Annotated in this window: 19 protein-coding genes; 8 read left to right on the top strand and 11 right to left on the bottom strand. The window is 63.2% G+C overall.

Going from position 1 to position 21013, the window contains the following annotated elements; translation table 11 throughout:
• Positions 1–22 precede the first annotated feature (22 nt).
• The 6 genes from JC607_RS00455 to JC607_RS00430 all read left to right on the top strand — a co-directional run bounded on the left by JC607_RS00455 (position 23) and on the right by JC607_RS00430 (position 6634).
• A complete protein-coding gene (locus JC607_RS00455) occupies positions 23–856 on the top strand; it encodes a transporter substrate-binding domain-containing protein (protein WP_198834969.1) in 834 nt (277 codons plus the stop codon).
• A gap of 19 nt (positions 857–875) precedes the next feature.
• Positions 876–1601 carry an amino acid ABC transporter permease gene (locus tag JC607_RS00450; RefSeq protein ID WP_198834968.1) on the top strand — a complete coding sequence of 242 codons (726 nt, stop codon included), beginning with the start codon at positions 876–878 and terminating at the stop codon, positions 1599–1601.
• A gap of 3 nt (positions 1602–1604) precedes the next feature.
• The gene (locus JC607_RS00445) at positions 1605–2327 is read left to right on the top strand and encodes an amino acid ABC transporter ATP-binding protein (protein ID WP_198834967.1); all 723 of its coding nucleotides are present in this window, start codon (positions 1605–1607) and stop codon (positions 2325–2327) included.
• Positions 2328–2392: 65 nt separating this feature from the next.
• Positions 2393–3394 carry an arginase family protein gene (locus tag JC607_RS00440; RefSeq protein WP_198834966.1) on the top strand — a complete coding sequence of 334 codons (1002 nt, stop codon included), beginning with the start codon at positions 2393–2395 and terminating at the stop codon, positions 3392–3394.
• A gap of 8 nt (positions 3395–3402) precedes the next feature.
• Positions 3403–5853 carry an FAD-dependent oxidoreductase gene (locus JC607_RS00435; protein ID WP_198834965.1) on the top strand — a complete coding sequence of 817 codons (2451 nt, stop codon included), beginning with the start codon at positions 3403–3405 and terminating at the stop codon, positions 5851–5853.
• Complete coding sequence (locus JC607_RS00430) at positions 5822–6634, top strand: phage portal protein (protein ID WP_198835197.1); 813 nt, start codon at positions 5822–5824, stop codon at positions 6632–6634. Before JC607_RS00435 ends, JC607_RS00430 begins: the two co-directional genes overlap by 32 nt.
• Positions 6635–6748: 114 nt before the next feature.
• Here JC607_RS00430 and JC607_RS00425 read toward each other — a convergent pair whose 3' ends face one another.
• From JC607_RS00425 to JC607_RS00375, 11 genes are all read right to left on the bottom strand, one after another.
• Positions 6749–7507: an SDR family NAD(P)-dependent oxidoreductase gene (locus JC607_RS00425; RefSeq protein WP_198834964.1), complete on the bottom strand. Its 759-nt coding sequence runs from the start codon at positions 7505–7507 to the stop codon at positions 6749–6751.
• Positions 7508–7520: 13 nt separating this feature from the next.
• Complete coding sequence (locus tag JC607_RS00420; RefSeq protein WP_198834963.1) at positions 7521–7952, bottom strand: diol dehydratase small subunit; 432 nt, start codon at positions 7950–7952, stop codon at positions 7521–7523.
• The gene (locus JC607_RS00415; protein ID WP_198834962.1) at positions 7949–10243 is read right to left on the bottom strand and encodes a propanediol/glycerol family dehydratase large subunit; all 2295 of its coding nucleotides are present in this window, start codon (positions 10241–10243) and stop codon (positions 7949–7951) included. Before JC607_RS00415 ends, JC607_RS00420 begins: the two co-directional genes overlap by 4 nt.
• 12 nt (positions 10244–10255) lie before the next feature.
• Positions 10256–11035: a 3-oxoacyl-ACP reductase FabG gene (gene fabG / locus JC607_RS00410; RefSeq protein ID WP_198834961.1), complete on the bottom strand. Its 780-nt coding sequence runs from the start codon at positions 11033–11035 to the stop codon at positions 10256–10258.
• A gap of 13 nt (positions 11036–11048) precedes the next feature.
• A complete protein-coding gene (locus tag JC607_RS00405) occupies positions 11049–12221 on the bottom strand; it encodes an iron-containing alcohol dehydrogenase (RefSeq protein ID WP_198834960.1) in 1173 nt (390 codons plus the stop codon).
• The gene (locus tag JC607_RS00400) at positions 12221–13546 is read right to left on the bottom strand and encodes a glutamine synthetase family protein (RefSeq protein ID WP_198834959.1); all 1326 of its coding nucleotides are present in this window, start codon (positions 13544–13546) and stop codon (positions 12221–12223) included. Before JC607_RS00400 ends, JC607_RS00405 begins: the two co-directional genes overlap by 1 nt.
• Before the next feature lie 10 nt (positions 13547–13556).
• Positions 13557–14264 (bottom strand): ABC transporter ATP-binding protein, encoded by a 708-nt coding sequence (locus tag JC607_RS00395; protein ID WP_198834958.1) that lies wholly within the window; start codon positions 14262–14264, stop codon positions 13557–13559.
• Positions 14254–15024 (bottom strand): ABC transporter ATP-binding protein, encoded by a 771-nt coding sequence (locus JC607_RS00390; RefSeq protein WP_198834957.1) that lies wholly within the window; start codon positions 15022–15024, stop codon positions 14254–14256. Before JC607_RS00390 ends, JC607_RS00395 begins: the two co-directional genes overlap by 11 nt.
• 9 nt (positions 15025–15033) lie before the next feature.
• The gene (locus JC607_RS00385; RefSeq protein WP_198834956.1) at positions 15034–16014 is read right to left on the bottom strand and encodes a branched-chain amino acid ABC transporter permease; all 981 of its coding nucleotides are present in this window, start codon (positions 16012–16014) and stop codon (positions 15034–15036) included.
• 10 nt (positions 16015–16024) lie between these two features.
• Positions 16025–16888, bottom strand: coding sequence for a branched-chain amino acid ABC transporter permease (locus tag JC607_RS00380; RefSeq protein ID WP_198834955.1), 864 nt, complete (start codon positions 16886–16888; stop codon positions 16025–16027).
• 101 nt (positions 16889–16989) lie between these two features.
• On the bottom strand, positions 16990–18213 hold the full coding sequence (locus tag JC607_RS00375; RefSeq protein ID WP_198834954.1) for an ABC transporter substrate-binding protein: 1224 nt from the start codon (positions 18211–18213) through the stop codon (positions 16990–16992).
• A gap of 202 nt (positions 18214–18415) precedes the next feature.
• On the opposite strand from JC607_RS00375, the gene JC607_RS00370 reads away from it, so the two are divergent.
• Both JC607_RS00370 and JC607_RS00365 read left to right on the top strand, forming a co-directional pair.
• On the top strand, positions 18416–19978 hold the full coding sequence (locus tag JC607_RS00370) for a D-aminopeptidase (protein ID WP_198834953.1): 1563 nt from the start codon (positions 18416–18418) through the stop codon (positions 19976–19978).
• A gap of 50 nt (positions 19979–20028) precedes the next feature.
• Complete coding sequence (locus JC607_RS00365) at positions 20029–20937, top strand: proline iminopeptidase-family hydrolase (RefSeq protein WP_198834952.1); 909 nt, start codon at positions 20029–20031, stop codon at positions 20935–20937.
• Positions 20938–21013 lie beyond the last annotated feature (76 nt).

Below are 21013 nucleotides of genomic sequence, written 5' to 3'. Positions count from 1 at the left end.
AATCAGAACAGGGAGCAATTTCATGATTACGCGCACCGCAAAACGGAAAATGCCGGCCCGGGGGGCGTTGGCTGCAGCCATTGTCGCAGTTGCATCGCCGCTTGCCGCCCAGACCGTGCCAGAGTTTGCCGCCGACGGTTTTTCGGTCTGCGTTGATCCGACTTTCCCGCCAATGGAATTCATGGCGGACGCTGCCGACAAGGATCCGAGCGGCGTCGATATTGATGTGGCGCGGGCGCTGGCTGCGCATTGGGATGTTGGCGTCAGCTTTGTCAGCATGGATTTTGCAGGCCTCCTGCCCAGTCTCGAAGCCGGACGTTGCGACGCGGTGATTTCCGGCACCGTGCTGCGTGAGGACCGGCTGAAGACCTTCAATGCCGTGCCCTATCTTGACACGGCCACCGTGCTGATCGCGGGCAAAGGGGCACCTGCCGTCTCTGATATCGCCGAACTGGCGGGCAAAACCGTCGCGGTGCAATCCGGCACCTCATATCCCGGCCGGATGGAAGCTCTGAATGCCGAGATGGAAGCTGCGGGCCATGCTCCGACCAGGATCCAGCAGTATCCGAAACAAAGCGATGCGATCCAGCAATTGCTGGTCGGGCGTGCCGCCTATGTCGTGACCCAGGACACCGAAATCGCCTTTCGCGAGATGCAGGATCCCGGCAAGTTCGAAGTGGTTTTCACCATGCCAGCCGAGGTATTCGAACCTTTCTCGGTCTATTTGCGCAAGGATGATGTCGAAACCGCGAAGGTCGGCGAGACGGTGAAGGCGCTGGTCGCCAATGGTGAACTGCTGAAAATCGTAGAGAAATGGAACCTTTCGCCAGGCCAGCTGAACGGCATCGGCGAATAAGGGCAAAGACTGAACGGCCATGAATTTCGATCCCTCAACCTATTGGGAGGCCCTGTTTTCATGGCCCTTCCTGCGCGGCGCATTGCTTACGCTTGGGCTGACCGTCGCCGCGCATATGACTGCGATCCTGATCGCGCTGCCGCTGGCGGTGGTTCTGAACGGGCCACCCTCGGCCCTGCGCAAACTGATCACCGCCTATGTCGGTTTTTTCCGGGCGGTGCCGACATTGTTGCAGCTTTTGTTCGTCTGGAACGCGCTGCCGCAGATCTTTCCGATCTTCCGTGAGGAATGGTTCACGCCCTTCCTTGCAGCCTGGATCGCGCTTTCGCTGAACGAATCCGCCTATCAGGTCGAAATCAACCGTTCCGCGCTTTCGGCGGTTGATGGCGGGCAGATGGCGGCAGGACAGGCGATCGGCCTGAAGAGGTCGCATATCTACCGCTATATCATGCTGCCCCAGGCGCTGCGCGTGGCGCTGCCGCCGACGATGAACGAATTCATCACGCTGTTGAAACTGACCTCGCTTGCCTCGATCATCTCGCTCCAGGAGCTGATGACGGTCACCCAGATCAATGTCGCGCGCACCTTCCAGTTCTCGGAATATTACGCCGTCGCACTGACCTGGTATCTGGTTATGGTCTATAGCCTGATGGGCCTGCAAAAACTGGTCGAGCGCCGGTTCCGCTGGTCAAGCCGCACCGAGGCCGCGGTGCTGGCCGAAGCCCGCCGCAGCAGGGGGTGGTAAGAGATGATCAGCCTGAAAAACGTCAATAAGAACTACGGCGCCTTCCACGCGCTGAAAGATGTCAGCCTTGATATCGCCCAGGGAGAGAAAGTGGTGATCTGTGGCCCGTCGGGCTCGGGGAAATCCACGCTGATCCGCTGTGTGAACCATCTGGAGCCGCATGACAGCGGTGAAATCCGGCTCGACGGGCTGGAGGTGGGCGCGGCAAAAGACGTGCTGAAGGTCCGGCGCACCGCAGGCATGGTGTTCCAGAATTTCAATCTCTTCCCGCATCTCACCGTGCTGGAAAACTGCATCCTCGCGCCAAAGCTCGCCAGCGGGGTGAGCGACCGCGAGGCGCGGAAGATGGCGGAGGAATACCTCGCCCGGGTCCATATCCTGGATCAGGCCTGGAAATTTCCGATCCAGCTCTCGGGCGGCCAGCAGCAGCGGGTCGCCATCGCACGCGCGCTGTGCATGAAGCCCAAGGTCATGCTGTTTGACGAGCCGACATCGGCGCTTGACCCGGAAATGGTCGGCGAAGTGCTGGATGTAATGGGCGAGCTGGCGGCCGAGGGCATGACCATGATCTGCGTCACCCATGAGATGGCGTTTGCCCGCAAGGTCGCGGACCGCGTTGTCTTCATGGATGCCGGTCGCATCATCGAAGTGGCCCCGCCCGAAGAGTTCTTTGCTGCGCCGAAATCTGACCGGGCGCGCGCCTTCCTCTCACAGATCTCGCATTGACCGCCAGGCTGACTGGCAGGGGCCACGCGCCCCCGGCAATGCCCAATACCCTCAAGGAGAACGACATGGCTGATTTCGACATCGAACAGGCCAAAAAGGATGTGGGCCGCTGGTACTGGCATGGTATCCCGACCTTCTTCCGCTGCGAATGGAACGAAGATCCCGCTGCTGCCGATATCGCCCTGATCGGCGTGCCGCACAGCTCCGGCAATGGCTCGACCGAGCGCGACCAGCATCTCGGCCCGCGCGCGGTCCGGAATATCTCGGCCCTTTATCGCCGCAGCCATGGCCGCTTCGGGATCACGCCCTGGGATCTCGTCACCATCAATGATGCCGGCGATACCCCGCTGCCCGAAGCGATGAACAATGACGTCTCGGTTGAGCATATCGAGGCCTATGCGGCGCAGTTCGAGAAAGCCGGCACCCGCGTTGTCGCCATGGGGGGCGATCATTCGATCACCGGACCGCTGGTCAAGGCCTGCGCCGGCGCGCATTCCTCGCTGACCGGCGGCCAAAAAGTGGCTTTGGTGCATTTCGACAGCCATACCGACACGCTGATGCATCTGCCGCACTGGCTGGGCAACAAGCGCTCGGCGGCGCATTGGGGCGCTTATCTGGTCGAGGAAGGCCATGTCGATGCCTCCAGATCGACCCAGATCGGCATCCGTGCGAATGTCGGAACCGCCGGCTCGCTGAACACCTCGGACGAGCTGGGCTACCGGATCGTCGGCATGGATGAGGTCGAGGAGATCGGCTGGAAAGGCGTGGTCGAGATCCTGCGTGAGCGGATCGGCGATACCCCGGTTTACATCACTTTCGATCTCGACAGCCTTGACCCCTGCGACGCGCCGGGGGCATCGAACCTGGAGCCTGGCTATCCCGGCATCCGGATCGGCGAGGCCGTCCGTATGCTCCAGGGTCTGCGCGGTCTGAATGTGGTCGGTGGCGACGTGGTCTGCCTGATCCCGACCAAGGACAATCCGAACAAGGTCACCGCGCAAAACGCCATGGTCGTCATGTTCGAGATGCTCTCGCTGATGGCCGACTATATCCACACCAACCGCTGAGACCTGGCATGCATATCCCATCGAAGGCAGAGGTCGTCATCATTGGCGGCGGTATTGCCGGCTGTTCGATCGCCTATCACCTGACGAAGCTCGGCATCACCGACGTTGTGCTGCTGGAACGCAAACAGCTGACCTGCGGCACCACCTGGCATGCCGCCGGGCTGGTGACGCAGCTGCGCGCGTCGCAGCGGATGACCGAGCTCGCGCAATATACCGGCGAGCTCTTTGGCCGGCTGGAAGAGGAAACCGGTCAGGCCACCGGCTTCAAGCGCAACGGGTCGCTGCGTCTGGCAAAAACCCAGGCGCGCTATGAAGAGCTGGCGCGCGGCGCTTCGATGGGACGCAACTTCGGCCTGCCGGTCGAGGCGCTGACGCCCGAAGCCGTAAAGGAACGCTGGGACCCGATCTCGACCGAAGGGCTGGTCGGCGGCTTCTGGTTCCCTGATGACGGTCAGGTGAACCCCGCCGATGTGACCATGGCCTATGCCAAAGGCGCAAGGATGGGCGGCGCGAAGATCCTTGAAGGGGTCACCGTCACCAAAATTCTGCATGAGAATGGCCGCGCCTCTGGCGTGATGACCGAATTCGGCCCGATCGCCGCCGCGAAGGTGGTGATCACCGGCGGCATGTGGTCGCGCGATCTGGCCGCAGATATCGGTGTCACCCTGCCATTGCATGCGGCCGAGCACTTCTATGTCGTGACCGAGGCGATCCCCGAGCTTAAGCGCGATCTGCCGGTCATGTTCATGGCCGATGAGTGGAGCTATTACAAAGAAGACGCCGGCAAGCTGCTGGTCGGCTTTTTCGAGCCGGGCGCCAAACCCTGGGGTCAGAAAGGTATCGCGGAAAGCTTCTGCTTTGACGCGATCCCCGAAGATATCGAACATATCTCCCCCTATCTTGAAATGGCGATGGACCGGGTGCCGGTTCTGCAAAAAACCGGGATCCAGCTGTTCTTCAATGGCCCGGAAGCCTTTACCCCCGACAACCGCTATCACCTCGGCGAGACCGCCGAGATCAGCGGCCTGTTCTCGGCCACCGGCTTCAACTCGATCGGCATTCTGTCCTCGGGTGGGGTCGGCAAATCGATGGCCTCCTGGATCGCCGATGGCCATCCGCCGGTCGAGCTGATCGATGTCGATGTGCGCCGGACGCAGAAATTCCAGCGCAACCGCAAATATCTCGAAGACCGCTCGGTCGAGACCATCGGCACGCTTTTCGACATGCACTGGCCGGGCAAACAGTTTGAAACCGCGCGCGGTGTGCGGCGCTCGCCCTTCCACGACCGGATGCTGGAGGCAGGCGCCTTCATGACCGAACTCGCCGGATGGGAGCGCCCCGGCTTTTTCGGCACGCCCGAGGAGCTCGCGACGATCGAGTATTCCTACCACCAGCCCAGCTGGTTTAAGAATGTCGCCGCCGAATGCCGTAACACCGCCGAAAATGTCTCGGTCTTTGATTACAGCTGCTTCGTGAAATACCGCGTCGAAGGGCCGGATGCGCTGTCAGCGCTGAACCGGATCTGCGCCGGAAACTGCGATGTTGAGACCGGCAGGATCGTCTATACCCAATGGCTGAACCCGCGGGGCGGGATAGAGGCCGATGTAACGGTGATCCGTGTCTCTGAAACCGAGTTCCTTGTGATCACGGTGGCCGTATCGCAGCGCCGCGACATCAGCTGGTTCCGCCGCAATCTGCCCGAAGGGGCACGCGTCCATATCAGCGACATCACCTCGGCCACGCCGATGCTGGCAGTGATGGGCCCCAAATCGCGCGAACTGCTCACGCGGCTCTCGCCCGATGATTTCTCGAACGAAGGCTTCCCCTTCGGCACCTCGCGCGAGATCGATCTTGGCTATGCAAGGGTGCGCGCAAGCCGCCTGACCTTTGTTGGTGAACTTGGGTTCGAGCTGCTGATCGATGCGGAATTCGCAGGCCATGTCTGGGAGGTGCTGGCGGAGGCGGGCAGGGATCTCGGGCTGAAACCCGCCGGCTATTTCGCGCTGAACTCGCTCCGGATGGAAAAGGGCTACCGGCACTGGGGCCATGACATCGGCGAGGAAGACACGCCTTATAACGGCGGTCTCGGCTTTGCTGTGGCGTTGGAGAAAGAGGGCGGCTTCATTGGCCGCGACGCGCTGCTGGCGCAAAAATCCGAAGGCCCCGTGCGCCGCCGTCTTGTGCAGGTTCAGCTGGAAGGCGGTGCCGACGCGCCGATGCTTTTCCATTACGAGCCGGTGACGCGTGACGGGGAACTGGTCGGATCGGTGATGTCCGGGGCCTATGGCCACCGGGTCGGCGCCTCGCTTGGCCTCGCCTACGTGTCGCATCCCGATGGTGTCAAAAGGGAGTGGCTTGAGACAGGCACCTGGGAGGTCGAGGTCGCGATGAAGCGCTATCCGGCACGGGTCCAGTTCGGTCCCTGGTATGATCCCGGCGGTGCGAAAATCAAAAGCTGAGCGAATACCCCCCGGACCCCCGGACTATGCCAGTCTCGAACTCGGCCCCGTGACCGGGTTCGGGCAGACCCGCAAGCTGTCGGCCGAAATCGACCAAGACCGTCTCACGCGGATCGACCGCGTCATGGCCGGGGAAACCGAGGCCTGTTTCCCCGACTTGCGCCACGAGGCGGCAGCACCGACGCGGCAGTTCGAGCGGTCGCGACGCCTGCGACGCCTCACCAAGCTGAAGAAGATGGCACTGGCGACCGCGCTGACCGGCACTGGCATTGTGCCAACCGCGCGCGCTAAGTCAAAAGCCGCGCGCCGCTTCGCAAAGGCGTGGGAGTCTTGCATCGGAGAGGCCGATGTCGACGGGCGCACCGACTTCAATGGCCTTCAGTCAATCATTGGCCACGAGACCATCATCTCTGGGGAGACTTTCATTCAGATCCGCGGTGGTGACGACGGGCTACCTTATCCGCCCCGGCGGCTGACCCCGGGGGCGGATAAGGGCTTCGATGCGGTCGCGTTTGTCGCTGACCGGCGCCAGGCCGCGCGTCGCGCCGCGCGCTGCGCAGAAACCGCGATATCCAACGTTCGACGGCCATACAACGCGACACAAGGTTATGCTCTGTCGATCAGGCAGCGCAAACGGATCGAAGAGGCCCCCGGCCGGATCAGAATCGTCAGGGGCATGGCACAGACCCTCTGTTGCGGCATCGAAAGGGGGCGCTCGCGCCTCATCCTGGCGATGACTGCCAGGACCCTCTTCCGGTCGCCCCGGTGGCGGGCTGCGTGACAGGAAAACACCTGTCAGGCAGTGCTCCTTCCGGCATCACCGGACCCGAAGCGGAATGCCGAAAGCAGCCGGAACGGGAAACCGGTCGCGCTCAGCGACGTCTTCAGTGCCCTGTCAGAGACATTCCCCCCCATCGGCGACCAGCGCGAGACCGGTGACGAAACGCGACTGGTCCGAGGCGAGGTAAAGCACCGCCGCCGCGACCTCTTCGACCGTGCCGAAACGCCCGGCGGGGATCGCGGTGGAGATATAGGCCTCAAGCCCGGCCCGCCCGCCCATCTGGCGTTCAAACCCGGCGTTGAACGGGGTGTCGATGAAACCGGGGCAAAGCGCATTGACCCGGATGCCGTCTTTCGCGAAATCCTTCGCCATCTGTTTCACCATGGCGACGGCGGCATGTTTCGTCACCGCATAGGCGATCATCCCGGCATCATATTGCACCCCGGAATTTGAGGCGGTGATGATGATCGAGCCGCTTTTCTGCGCCTGCATCTGCGTGATCACCGCCTGTGCCGCCACGAAATGCGAACGCACATTCATCACCCATGAAGCATCCATCTGATCCGGGCTCACCTGATCGAGCCGGCCTTCGATCTGGATGCCGGCATGGGAATGCAGCACGTCGATGCGCCCGTGGCGGGTGATGACCTCATGGATCGCTGCGCGGATCGCAGCCGTGTCGGTCATGTCGAGCGCCATCGCCTCGGCGCGCTGGCCGGAGGCGGTGATCTCTGCGGCCACCAGACCGGCGGCGGCACCATCGCGGTCGGTCACCACCACCATCGCCCCCGCCCCGGCCAGCGCCTTGGCCGAGCCGCGCCCGATCCCCGATCCGGCCCCGGTGACAAAGGCGATTTTTCCGTCAAGCCGCATCGCGGACCTCCTTTCAGCCGGGCATCAGACCGCGGCGCTGGTAATGGATCGCGGCAGTCTCGAGGAACTCCGCCAGCTTTTCGGCGCCGTGGTCATGGCGCAGCATCGCGGCCCGGGCGCGCAGCGTGGCGCTGTCTTTCACGCGCCCCGGCCGCAGCATCTCATAGGTCTCCATGATGAGATCCTGCGGCACATGGACCAGTTCGGCGGCGCGTTCGAAATTCGCGGCCAGCGCCGCGCGGCCCGCGTCACGGGCAATCTCGGCCTGGGCCAGCAGCGCCTGCGGCGTGATGCGCAGGTCTTCGATGGTGACCTCGCCCGCCATCACCGCGTCCAGCGTCAGCGCGTCAAGTGGCTTGCCGCGTGCGCCCCGCACCTTTTCGGGCGCGGTCTCGGCCAGGGGGAAATCGGCCCGTGTCAGGGGGCGGGTCGGTCTGGTGGTCATGGCATTTCCCCTGTCTCCGGGCCCGCATCCAGAAAGGTCACGGTGATGTCTTCGGGCGCGCGGTTCGGATCGGTCAGGCCGGTTTCAATCGCATAGATCAGCGCGACCTGGGCGTGGAACCGCGCCCCGAGGGCCTGGCCATCGGTCGGCACCGAGACCGGCTCGGGGCGTTCGCCATGGGTCCATCGCGCGGCATTCCGGCCCATGTTCTCATAATGCGCGAGGGTGGTGATCGGCGCGTTCGAGAAGAGTTCCAGATTGTTATGCGGCATCCGGCCGCGCTGATGGATCACCGCCGTCCCCTTGGCCTGGATGCCGATGCCAAAGCCCGAACCCGACATTTCCGCCGCTGTCAGCCCCAGAAAAGACGTATCCGCCGTATGATGCATCCTGAGGATCCGCGCCACGCCGCCCCCGGCGGTGATGCCCCGGATCAGGGCCGCCAGCACATCCGAGAGCGCCAGCCCGGCGGTGGTCTGGTAAAGTTGCAGGCCAAAGGCGGGCGAAATGCCGATCACCACCTCATGCGGGGCCGCGCCTTTCGGGGCCGCGCCCTGGGGCGCATAGGCGATGCGGCGGCTTTCGCCGCGCCGGTGGCGGGCCTGGTCCGAGAGCACCTCGGACTGGCCGATCAGGTCGCGGATCTCGTTGATCTCATCGCGGCGGGCCTCGGTCATCCGATAGCCGGTGCCGGGGCCCGCGTAATCATTGGGGTCATTGACCGCCGAAAGGATACGGCCCTGGCGGATGATCGACGAGGTCTGCAGGTAATCGCCCGAGACCCGCAGCTTGACGATTTTCAAAAGATTTTCGGCCTCGGGGTGGAAGCCGCGCTTTGCCAGCGCCTGAATCACGTCGATCACATTGATGCCGCGCGCCTGGATTTCTTCCGAGATCCGCGCCGTCTCGCCGGTGGAAAAGGTCTGTGTCTCGCGCGAGCCCGATGCCGCGATGACGCTGGTCTTCATCGCCTCTGTCGGTGATGCCAGCCCGAGTTCTTCCAATACTGCCGAAATCGCCCCGACTGCCCGGATGCGCAGCGACAGCGCCTCGGCTTCGGGGATTGGGGTCAGCCCGCCATCGGCCTCGAAATCGCGTTGCAGCGTGAGGAAATCCTCCATCTCCTCGCCGTTGAACAGCGATGGGTTAAAGGAATTGTCATATTTCAGGATCGAGCCAAAGCCCGAGCAGATCAGGTCCGAGCCCGCGATCAGATAGGGCAGGATCTTGGCGCCGACGCGGATTTCCGATTCGGTTGCGCGCGCGTCATTTCCCGATGCGCATTCCAGATCCAGCCAGACCGCGAGCAGGTTTTCCGCCATCATCTCGCGCATGCCGCCTGCGATCGATGCGGTGATCGGGGCGCCGTCGATGCCACCATTCTGGGTGCCCTGCACCCCCATGCCACGTTGCAGACACAGGCAGCGGGCTTCGAGATACAAGAGCGACTTCGCCTCGTGATACCCCATCAGCAGTTCTGACCCGCCGCCCGAGGTACAGCGCGCCTTGATCCCGCGCGAGGCATAGGCGGCCACCAGGAAAGCCTTGGACCAGGGCGTATCATCGCCATCGGTAAAGCTGCGTTCTGTGCCATAGACCGACACGGTTTCGGCGTAAGAGGTAAAGCCCGCCATGCCGATCCGCAGCTCTTCGGCCTCTTCCGAAGAACACTGGAACAGGGTCCCCCATTCGCCGACCGACGACCCCACGAGGCAGGCCAGCGCATTCGACCAGGCGCAGCGGGCGACGCGCATCGTGGTCTCGACCTCGTCAAACCCATGCCCCGCCGCCACCGCCGCATCGGCGGCCAGTTGCAGCGGATCGTCTTTCGCATTGGTCACATGGGCCTGGTTGCCGGGGGTCTTTCTGGGGCGCATTTTCGAATAGGCGAAGGCGATTTCCATCGCGTTCAGCTGCGACACCACATCGACCAGTTTTGCAGGCGTCATGCCATGCGCCAGCCGCACCAGCGTCTCGCGCGGGACATGCATATCGACAAGCATCCGCGCGACCTCGCCCGAACCCATTGCCATCGCCTCGGGGGCGATGGCCGGGTCGAGGTGATATTCGGCGATAAAGGCGTCTATCATGTCGAAATCATGCGCCAGAACGCCATCCATCGAGGCAATCCGGCCGCCGCTGAGCGTCAGCCCCGGTTTCGGATCGGCCGGGCTTTTGAAGGCGGCAAAGCCATTGGCCGGATCTTCCTTTGCGAAGCGATCCAGCCGCAAGGGGCGCTCGTCCCAGTCAGAATAGCGGCGCCAGCGATTGACCTGAACGGTGTCTGACATCTGCGTCTGTTCCTATGCCATCGCATCGAGCGATTCCGGCACCACCTGGCCGCCATCGATCACGATGGTCTGCGCAGTGATATAGCCGGCAAGATCCGAGGCGAGGAACAGCACCGCATTGGCGATGTCATCGACCGTCCCAAGCCGCCCCAGCGGCACCGAAGCCTCCATCGCGGCCAGGTATTCCGGCCCGTTGCCCTCGAAGCCTTCGGTGATGATATTGCCGGGCAGAACGGCGTTGATGGTGACCTTATCCTTCGCCAGCTCCATCGCGGCGGAGCGCATGAAGCCAAGCTGTGCCGCCTTGGAGGCGCCATAATGGGTCCAGCCGCGATAGCCGGTGATCGGGCCGGTGATCGACGAGGTCAGCACGACGCGACCCGCGCCCGCCTTCCGGAAATGCGGCTGCGCGGCTTTCACGGCCAGAAAGGAAGACCGCGTGTTCACCGCCATGACCTGATCCCATTCGGAAGGCTCCATCGCCTCCATCGTCGTCTGCGGATAGATGCCGCCATTGGCGCAGAGGATATCGAGCCCGCCCTGCGCTGCCGCCGCCTCATCGACCATGGCTTTCACGGCGGCCCAGTCGGCAATGTCGCAGCTGGCAAGCCGCAGTTTCGCGCCCGGCAGATCCGCGAGGATGGCATCCCGCACCGCCTCCAGCGCCGGAATGCCGCGCGCGACCAGGGTCACTTGCGCACCGCTTGCGGCCAGTGCGCGGGCGATGCCGCGCCCGATGCCCTTTGACGCGCCGGTGACGATGGCGCTTTGTCCATTCAGGCTGGTGAACATCGGGCTTCCTCCCTTATGAAATCGTGAGATCACCGCTCAGCGCGGCGAGGTAGAGGCGGCGGAAATCATCCTGATCCATTTTGCGCGGGTTCGCCCCGGTCGAAGGATCTGCCAGCGCTTTCGCGGCGATCTCATCCGCGCGCTCTGCCGTCGCGCCAAGTTCCGCCAGGGTATGCGGGATGCCCAGCTCGCGTCGGAAGTCGAGGAGCCAGGCCATGAACCCATCAAAACCACCTTCGATTTCAAGGCTATGCGCGACACGGGCGACTTTCGCCTCAATCGCCGGGCGGTTGAAGGCGACCACATAGGGCAGGATCACCGCATTGGCGAGACCATGCTGGATGTCATGGATCGCCCCCAGCGGATGCGCCAGCGAATGCACCGCGCCGAGACCTTTCTGGAACGCCACGCCCCCCATCATCGCGGCGGCAAACATCATCGTCCGCGCCTCGAGATCCTGGCCGTTCTTCACCGCGCGCGGCAGGGCGTCGCGGATAATCCTGAGGCCTTCCAGCGCGATACCATCCGCCATCGGATGAAAGCTCTCGACGCAGAAGGTCTCGAAACAATGGGTGAAAGCGTCCATGCCCGTTGCCGCCGTCAGTGCGGGCGGCAGGCCGAGCGCCAGCTCCGGATCGCCGATCACCAGGACTGGCAGCATCTTCGGGTGGAAGATGATCTTCTTGGTATGGTCGGTCGTGTTGGTGAGAACCGCCGCCCGCCCGACCTCGGACCCGGTCCCGGCGGTGGTCGGCACCGCGATGATCGGATGGATACGGTTGGCATCGGCACGGGTCCACCAGTCGCCGATATCTTCGAGATCCCAGACCGGAATGGTCTGCCCCTCCATCAGCGCGACCAGCTTGCCGACATCCATCGCCGAGCCGCCGCCGATCACGATCACCCCGTCATGCGCGCCTTTGCGGAAGGCTTCGATCCCGGCTTCGAGGTTCAGATCGGTCGGGTTACCCTGCACATCGGAAAACAGCGCGGGCGCAAGGCCGGCAGCTGTCAGCGCCGCCAGCGCGGCGGTGATAAAGGGCAGATGCGCCAGGCCCTTATCGGTGACAACCAGCGGGCGCCGGATGCCTGCCGCAATGGTATGGGCGCCAATACCGGCGATCTTGCCGGCTCCGGCATGGATGGTGGTCGGGTAGGTCCAGCGGGCAGTCAGGGCGTAGGTCATCAGATCATCTCAAAGTAACGGTTCAGTTCCCAGTCCGAGACCCAGGCGCGTTGTGCCGCGACCTCTGCCTCGCGTGAGGTGGCGAAATGGTCGGTAAAGGCGTCACCAAACCAGGCGCGCGCCATATCCGATCCACGCAATCGGGCGGCGGCCTCGGCGAGAGAGGCCGGAAAGCGGCGTTCGGGTGGCAGGTCCGCCTCATAGCCATTGCCTTTGAGCGCCGGGCCGGGGTCGAGGCCTTCGCGGATCCCTTGCAGGCCCGAGGCCAAAGCGGCGGCCAGCACCAGATAAGGGTTCGCATCCGCCGCCGGGGGCCGCATCTCGACCCGGATCGACTTCGCGCTGTCGCCGACGACGCGCAGGCTGCAGGTGCGGTTGTCGAAACCCCAGGTCGCACCGGTCGGCGCCCAGAACCCTGGCGCAAGGCGGGTGAAGGAATTGATCGTCGGGGCGTAAAGCGCCAGCAGTTCAGGCATGTATTTCAGCTGGCCCGCGATGAAATGGCGCGCGGTCTGCGACAGGCCACCTTCGCCGTCAGGGTCATAGAAGGCCGACTGCTCCCCTTGCCACAAAGACAGATGCGTATGGCCACCGCAGCCGGGCAAGCCGTTCAGCGGTTTTGCCATATAGCACAGGCTCAGGCCGTTCTGATTGCCCCAGGCCCTTGAAAACGCCTTGAAAATCGCCGCCCGATCGGCGCCTTCCAGCGGTTCTGACGGCGTGAAGGCGAATTCCATGGCGCCTTCACCGGCTTCGGGATGGATCGCCTCCAGCGGCGTTCCCAGCTGACGCGCCAGTGCCATCAGCCCCGAGAAGAACCCGTCTTCGACCGCCATCCGCTGCACCGAATAGCCGCCGGTTGTCGGGCTCAGGGGGGTGAGGCCGCGATAGCCCTTGGCCAGCGCCGAGGCGGGTGTTTCGCGAAAAACGTAGAATTCATATTCAAACCCGGCCAGCGCGGTGAATCCCATGGCGCGGGCCTCGTCCAGCACCCGCCCCGCCAGCCTGCGCGGGCAAAGGGCCGCGCCCGGCCCATCGGCATATTCGACCAGGTGAAACCGCCGCCCGTCGCCGGGCATCACCCGGCCCGGCCCCGGCACCACCCGGATCGGGTCATCATGATAGCCGGTGTGCCAGCCGGTATGCCGGTTCTGATACAGCGCGTCGCGGCTGTCCCAGCCCAGCACCACCGAGCAAAAGGCACCACCCTTTTCCTGCCAGGATTTAAGCTTGGCACTTGTCGCGTATTTGCCCCGGATCAGCCCGTCGAGATCGACATAGCCGAGCATCGCGAAATCGTCGCCGGGGGGCGGAATATCATTCATCGTCTTTTCCTCAGGCGCCGAGATAGGCGCGGGCGACTTCGGGGTCGGTCAGCAGATCGGCGGACCGGCCCTGCAGCGCAATCGCCCCGGTTTCGAGCACGTAACCATGATCGGAAAGCTGCAGCGCAAGGCTTGCATTCTGTTCGACCAGCACGATCGACAGGCCAGAGGCGCGCAATTCACGGATCAGCGCCGCGATCTCGTCGATCATCACCGGCGAAAGGCCCAGCGACGGCTCGTCCATCAGAAGAACCTTCGGCCTTGCCATCAGCGCCCGACCGATTGCGACCATCTGCTGTTGCCCGCCCGAAAGCTTTCCCGCCGGCTGGTTCTGTTTCTCGCGCAGGATGGGGAAGCGGTCGAACACCTCTTCGATCCCCTTTGCGATCCGCGCGCGGTCGCTGTCGAGATAGGCGCCGATACGCAGATTTTCCTTCACCGTCATCAGCTTGAAGAGCTTGCGCCCTTCGGGGACATTGACGATGCCAAGGCCGACGATCTCATGAGCGGGACGCCCGGTGATCACCTGGCCATTGAAACGCACCTCGCCGCGCGACGGTTTTTCCAGCCCCGAAACCGCCTTCAGGATCGAGCTTTTTCCCGCGCCATTCGCCCCGATCAGGGTGATGACGCCGCCCTCTTCCAGCGCCATCGAGACGCCTTTGACCGCCTCGACCTTGCCGTAATGGACCCACAGATCGCGTATCTCAAGCAACATGGGCCTGGCTCCCCAGATAGGCTTCGCGCACCTGCGCATTGGCGCGCACCGCTTCGGGCGTGCCGTCGGCGATCTCATTGCCGAAATTCAGGACCGTGATGCGGTCGCACAGCCCCATCACCACCTTCATGTCATGTTCGATCAGCATGATGGTGATGCCGGTTTCGCGGATGCGGCGGACGAGATGGATCATCTCGCGGCTCTCATCGCTGTTCATGCCGGCGCAGGGCTCGTCGAGAAGCAGCATCTTCGGCTCGGCGGCCAGCGCGATGGCGATACCGAGCATCTTCTGATGCCCATGTGCCAGGGTGGAGGCCTGTTGATCCATCAGCGCCCCCAGCCCCACGAAATCAAGGATTTCACGCGCGCGGGCGACCGATCCGGCCTCGGCCTCGCGCGTTTTGCGGGTGCGCAGCAGCGATCCCCAATAGGAATGGCGGGAATGGAGGTAATTCCCGGCCACCACGTTTTTCAGCACGGAAAACTGTTTGAACAGCGTCACATGCTGGAAGGTCCTGACCAGCCCCTCTGCCGCGATCTGATGCGGTTTCATGCCGCTGATCTTCTGGCCCCGGTAGCGGATTTCCCCGGCCGTTACCGGATAGCGCCCGGAACAGGCGTTGAAAAACGTGGTCTTGCCGGCGCCATTCGGGCCGATCAGCCCGCGGATCTCACCTTCCTCGACCGTCAGGTCGAGGCCGGCAATCGCGGTCACCCCGCCGAATTTCATCTGAAGGCCACGCGCCTCTAATTCATGCATGACGAGGCCTCACTTCTGCGAATTGCGGTTGAAGAGCTTGCGGATACGGGCGGGGACCGTCTCAAGCCCGCCTGGCAGAAGCAGGACCGAGGCGATCAGCACGACACCGAAGAAGATGGTGCGGAAATAGCCGGTCGCGCGCAAAGCCTCATCGACCATGGTCAGAGAGATCGCGCCCGCGACCGGCCCGCCAACTGTGGTCAGCCCGCCGACGATCAGATGCACCAGCGCGAATTCCGACTTCCAGATGTCGAAACTTTTGGGGCTGATATAGGTCTGGTAATGCGCGTAAAGCGCGCCGATCACGCCGACGAGGGTGCAGGCGATGGTGAAACAGACGACCTTCTGGCGGAAGACATTGATGCCGGTATGTTGCGCCAGCAGCTCGTTTTCATGGATCGCCCACCAGATCGTGCCGGTGCGCGACGCGTTCATGCGGTAGATGATCCAGACCGTAAGCGAGACGAAGAACAGCGCCAGATAGTAATAGGCGATGCGGTTCGCAAAGTCGATTTGCAGGAAGCCAAGGTCGAGGACCGGCGGTTTGATGTCGAAGACCCCGTCCCAGCCGCCGAAGAAATCCTTGAAATAGGCGAAGTTGCGTTTGATCACCTCGCCCACCGCCCAGGAGGCCATGAAGAAATACACCGCTCGCGTCCGCATCAGGGGCACCGCGATCAGCATGGCGAATAGCGCAGAGACTGCGGCGCCGATCCACAGGCCATACCACATCGAAAGCCCCAGTTTCGTCAGCACCAGCGCCGAGGCATAGGCGCCGATCCCCATGAAACCGGCATGGGCGAAAGAGATCACGCCCAGCGACCAGATCATCCAGAGGCTGGTGGCCAGCGCCACGTTGAAGCTGATCGTGATGCCGACATGGATCATGTAGAGGTCGAAGCCGACCAGCGCCGGTGCGACGAGGGCGAGGGCGAGGAGCCCGCCCCAGACAAGGCGGTTCGGCCTGGCGATGATGTCTGATTTATCCATGATCGCCCCCTTAGTCCCAGTTCTGGCCAAAGAGCCCCGAGGGCCGGAAGACGAGGATCAGGAAGATCACCACGAAGCTCAGGATGATCGCGATATCGCCCGAGATGGTGGTGGTGATCACCGAGTCGATCATGCCAAGGATCAGCCCGCCAACCAGCGCACCGATCACCGATCCGAGCCCCCCCATGATCACGATCATGAAGGCCTTGATCGTGGCCAGAAAGCCCATGGTCGGCACGATCGACAGAAGCGTGCCCATCATACAGCCCGCAATCGCCGCCATGGCCGATCCGATGCCAAAGGCGATCCAGTGGATGCGGTCGGTACGGATCCCCTGCAATGCGGCGGTCTGCGGGTCTTCGGCCACGGCGCGAATGGCAAAGCCGGTGACCGAATGGCGCAGGAAGGCCCAGAGCGCGATGATCAGCCCGATGGAAACCGCCGAAATCACGATCCGCTCATAGGACAGATAGGCGCCGCCGATCAGCATGCCGCCGGAAACAGCGGAAGGGATGCCCTTGGTCGTGGTCCCGAACAGGAGCTGACCCGAGCCCGAGATGATCAGGACCAATCCCAGAGACACCGCGAGCGAGTAGAGAATGTTCTTACCCTGCAAGGGCTTGAACAGCACCACCTGCAAGACCGCGCCAAGGCAGAAGATCAGCCCGGCGGAAAACGCCACCCCCGCCCAATAGGGCAGGCCCAGCTCTGCATGCCAGTAATACAGGGCAAAGGCGCCCAGCATGAACATCTCGCCATGCGCATATTGGATGATGCGCATCACCCCGAAAATCAGCGTCAACCCGATGGCGATCAGCGCATACATCAGGCCGAGGCTCAGGCCGGTCAGGCCCATTTGCAGAAAGTCGCTCATGCGTGGAATACTCCGGAGGCCGCACAGAATACAGACGACAGACCGCGCCTGCCGCCTTTACCGGCCCGGATCACCCCGGGCCGGCAGCATTGCCAGAATGATCAGTAATCGTCGGGAAGGGCGGGGAATCGCACGTCTTCGACCTGGGCCACGCCCTTGTCGATGGTGGTGGTGTAACAGTCGTAAATGCCCTGGCGCGCCACGCCGAAAGACTTCTCGCCGCCCCATTTCACATGGCCGACATAGGTGTCATCCAGCTGCACCTGCGCCAGCGCCTCGGCGACGGCTTTGGTGTCTTCGGCGGTGCCCGCCATCTCCCAGGCGGCTTTCAGCGAATAGATCCACCAGGAATAGTTGCCTGCCAGCGCGTTGAAAGTGCCAAAGCGGTCCATAAAGCGCTTCTCGATGGCTTTCTGTGTGTCGGTCGAAGGCGAGACATTGGTCACCGGCAGCACGACGCCGTCGGCATGTTCGCCCGCAACCTCAAGGATCGTCGTGGTTTCGGACGCGGCCGGCGACGAGATCGGGCCGGTATAGCCCAGCTCGCGCGCTGCCTTGACGATCGAGGCGGTGATGCCGGGGGGCGAGGGCGAGGTTACGATAAAATCGGGCCGGTCAGAAATGGTCTTCGCGACGATGGGATAGAAATCGGTGTCTTCCCAATTGTAGAATTCGGCCGATTTCTGGGTGATGCCGTAATAATCCATCAGCCGCTTGTAAGAGGCATGGCAATCGGTGCCGTCCTGGTCATTCGGGCCAATGAAAGCGGCCGTCTTCAGTGCGTCCTTGCCGTATTTTTCCTGCATGAAGGGGAGGTAGGCGAACCCTTGTTCATAATCCGACATTTCGGCGCGGAAATGCAGCGGGTAGTCCTTGCCGAATAGCTCAAGATAGCCCCAGCAGGCGACAATCGACAACACGCCGGCGGGTTCGGTCACCTGCAACATGCCAACCGTCGAGGCGGCGGCCTGGCTATAGACATATTTCACCTTGTCCTGCTCGACGAGGCGCAGGGTGGCGGCGCGGCTGTCGGCGACCTCGCCCTTGGTGTCATAGTCGATGACCTCAAGCATATGCGGCTCGCCATTGATCATGACGCCGCCGGCGGCATTGATCACGGCAGCCCCGTCGGTAAAGCCCTGGGCAGTCGAGTGGCCCCAATAGGCGACCGGACCGGAAAGCGGCACCGCGCCGCCGATTTTGATGGTCTTATGGGTCTGGCTGAAGGCGCTGCGCGGCAGAAGAGCCGGTGCAGCCAGAGCAACGGCGCCGGTGGTCAGCAGGCGGCGGCGATTCATCAGCAGTGGCGGAGAGGTTTTCCTCATGGTGATGTTTCCCTGTTGGATGCGAGTTTTTTGATTTTGATCCGGCCACTATTCGCCTCTCCTCCGGGTCTGACTATCCAATTTCGGCAATGGCCGATTTCTCCCTGGTCGCAGGAGATGCCGTAACCTTCTCTGCGGGCACCGGGAGGGCGGCAGTCACCCTCTTGAACTCTGCCGGTTTCCGGCAATAGATGCGCAGATCATGACCAGCACTTCTCCCCTCCCGCTTGCAAAAGCCCTCGATCTGTTGCCGCGCCGTTTTGCCGGGCCGGGAGGCGTTGCGGTTGTCTTGCAGGACGGGCGCGAGGTGGCCGCGCGGGCCTGGGGCTATGCCAGTCTGGACCGCCATCAGCCCATGACGCGGGCGACACGCCTGCCGATCTGTTCGATCTCGAAACAGTTCACCTGTGGCGCGGTTCTCGCGGAATTCGGGGCGCCCGAGGCGCTGGACGCCGTGCTGCCTGACTTCCTTCCGGGTCTGGAAAGCCCGCGCCCGCTGGTCCGCCAGATGTGTCACAACCAGTCGGGGCTGCGCGATTACTGGGCGATGACAGTGGTCGAGGGCGCGACCGCCGAGCAGGTCTTTTCGGAGGATGAGGCCGTGCCGATGGTCGCCGCGATCCGCAAGGGCCATTTCGCACCCGGGACCGGCTATTCCTATTGCAACTGCAACTTCCGCCTCTTGCCCGAACTGATCCGCAAGGCGAATGGTCGTGCGCTGATTGATCTGTATCATCAGCATATCTGGGGGCCGGCGGGGATGAAGACCGCGACCCTGACCTCTGATACCAGACAGCCCGAAGACGGTGTCACCGGCTATGAAGGCACTGATTCGACCGGTTTTTTCCCGGCGGATAACGGTGTTTTCTGGGTGGGGGATGCCGGGATCTCGGCTTCGCTTGATGATATGCTGGCCTATGAGGCCTGGATCGACGCGACGCGCGACGACGAAAACGGGATCTATCGCCGCCTCTCGGCGCCGGTCGCGTTCAGCGATGGCAATCCCGCATTTTACAGCTTTGGCCTCGTGCATGAGACGCTTGGCGGCGTGGCGCTGACCGGCCATGGCGGCGCGCTCCGGGGATTTCGGGCGCAGCGCTTCCATGCGGCTGAGGCGCGGATCTCGGTGGTGGTGATGTTCAACCACGAGGCCTCGGCCCATGATGCGGCGCTCTTTCTGATGCGTGCGGCGCTTGGCCAGGCCGAGCCCGCGCCGCTGCCGGTTGAGCCCGGCTGGGAGAGCCAGTGGCTTTGCCCCGAGACCGGGCTGATCGCGCGGCTGGAACCGGCGGCTACGGCGGTGAAGCTGAATTTCGCCACCGGGCCCGAGACCCTGCACCAGGCCGCACCGGGCGTCCTCGCCTCGGAGGAGGTGCGGCTGGAACGCCGGGGCGACCGGCTGCATATGCGCCGGTTGCGCGACAATATCGACACTCTGCTGGTGCCGCTTGCGCCGCTTGAAACGGCCGATGGCGCAGAGATTGCGGGGCAGTATCATTGCGCGGAAACCGGCACTTCGCTGCGGCTCGAGGCGCAGGACGGGGCGGTCTTTGCCCTCTTTTCCGGCCGGCTTGGCGCGGGGCGGATGGAGCCGGTTCTGGCCGCCGGCCCCGATACCTGGCTGATCCGCACAAGGCGCGCGATGGATGCGCCGGCGCCGGGCGACTGGACGCTGCGGATCCGGCGCGACGCTTCAGGTCGGGTGACTGGCTTTGGCCTTGGCTGCTGGCTGGCGCGGGGGCTCGACTATGTCCGCCATGACTGAATTTGGCAGGGCGGAAGGGGATTTTCCGGGATAACCGGAGGGGAACTGGCATGTATACAACCGCGAAAATCACCGAAGGCTTTGCTGCTTTCGGGCCTTATGAGACCTGGTATCGCATCGCCGGTGACCTGGGATCAGACCTGCCGCCGCTGATCGTGGCGCATGGCGGGCCGGGCTGTACCTGGGATTATGTCGAAAGCTTCGCAGCGATTGCTGAAACCGGGCGCGCCGTCATCCATTACGATCAGATCGGCAATGGCAATTCGACGCGGCTGCCCGAAAAGGGGGCCGATTTCTGGACGGTCGATCTGTTTCTCAATGAACTCCGGACCCTGATCGCGCATCTGGGGCTGTCGCGCTATCATCTACTTGGCCAGTCCTGGGGCGGGATGCTGGGCGCCGAATTCGGCGTGACGCAGCCCCCTGGCCTTGTGTCGCTGATCCTCGCCGACAGCCCGGCCTCGATGCCCATATGGATCAGCGAGACTGCCCGGCTGCGTGCGGATCTGCCGGCTGATGTCCGGGCGGTTCTTGACCTGCATGAGGCCGCAGGCACCACCGATCACCCCGATTACGCCCTGGCGACCAAAGCCTTCAACGCCCGCCATGTCTGCCGTCTCGACCCCGCGCCCGAGGAGGTGCTGCGCACCAATCGCGCGATGGCGGCAGATGCGCATGTCTATAATCTGATGATCGGCCCGAATGAATTCCACATCACCGGCAGCCTGAAAGACTGGGATGTCAGCGACCGGGTCCACAGGATCACCGTGCCGGTGCTGCTTATATCCGGGGCCTATGACGAGGCTACCCCGGCGACGATTCAACCCTTCGCCGAGAATATTCCCGATACCCGCTGGCATATCTTCCCGAATGCGAGCCATATGCCGCATGTCGAGGAATTCGACGCTTGTATAACTCTGGTTGCCGCCTTCCTTGCGGAATGCGACGCCGCCCGCTGAACCTGTTAAACTCTGGCCTCAAGGCCGGCCCATCACGGCGGCAATGACCGCCATTTCACCCCGAGGGAGTCTCTTA

The sequence above is a fragment of the Paracoccus sp. IB05 genome, from assembly GCF_016405985.1.
GTDB lineage: Bacteria > Pseudomonadota > Alphaproteobacteria > Rhodobacterales > Rhodobacteraceae > Pseudogemmobacter.
Note: the sequence above shows the minus strand (reverse complement) of the source record. Positions and strands in the feature narration are given on the sequence as shown.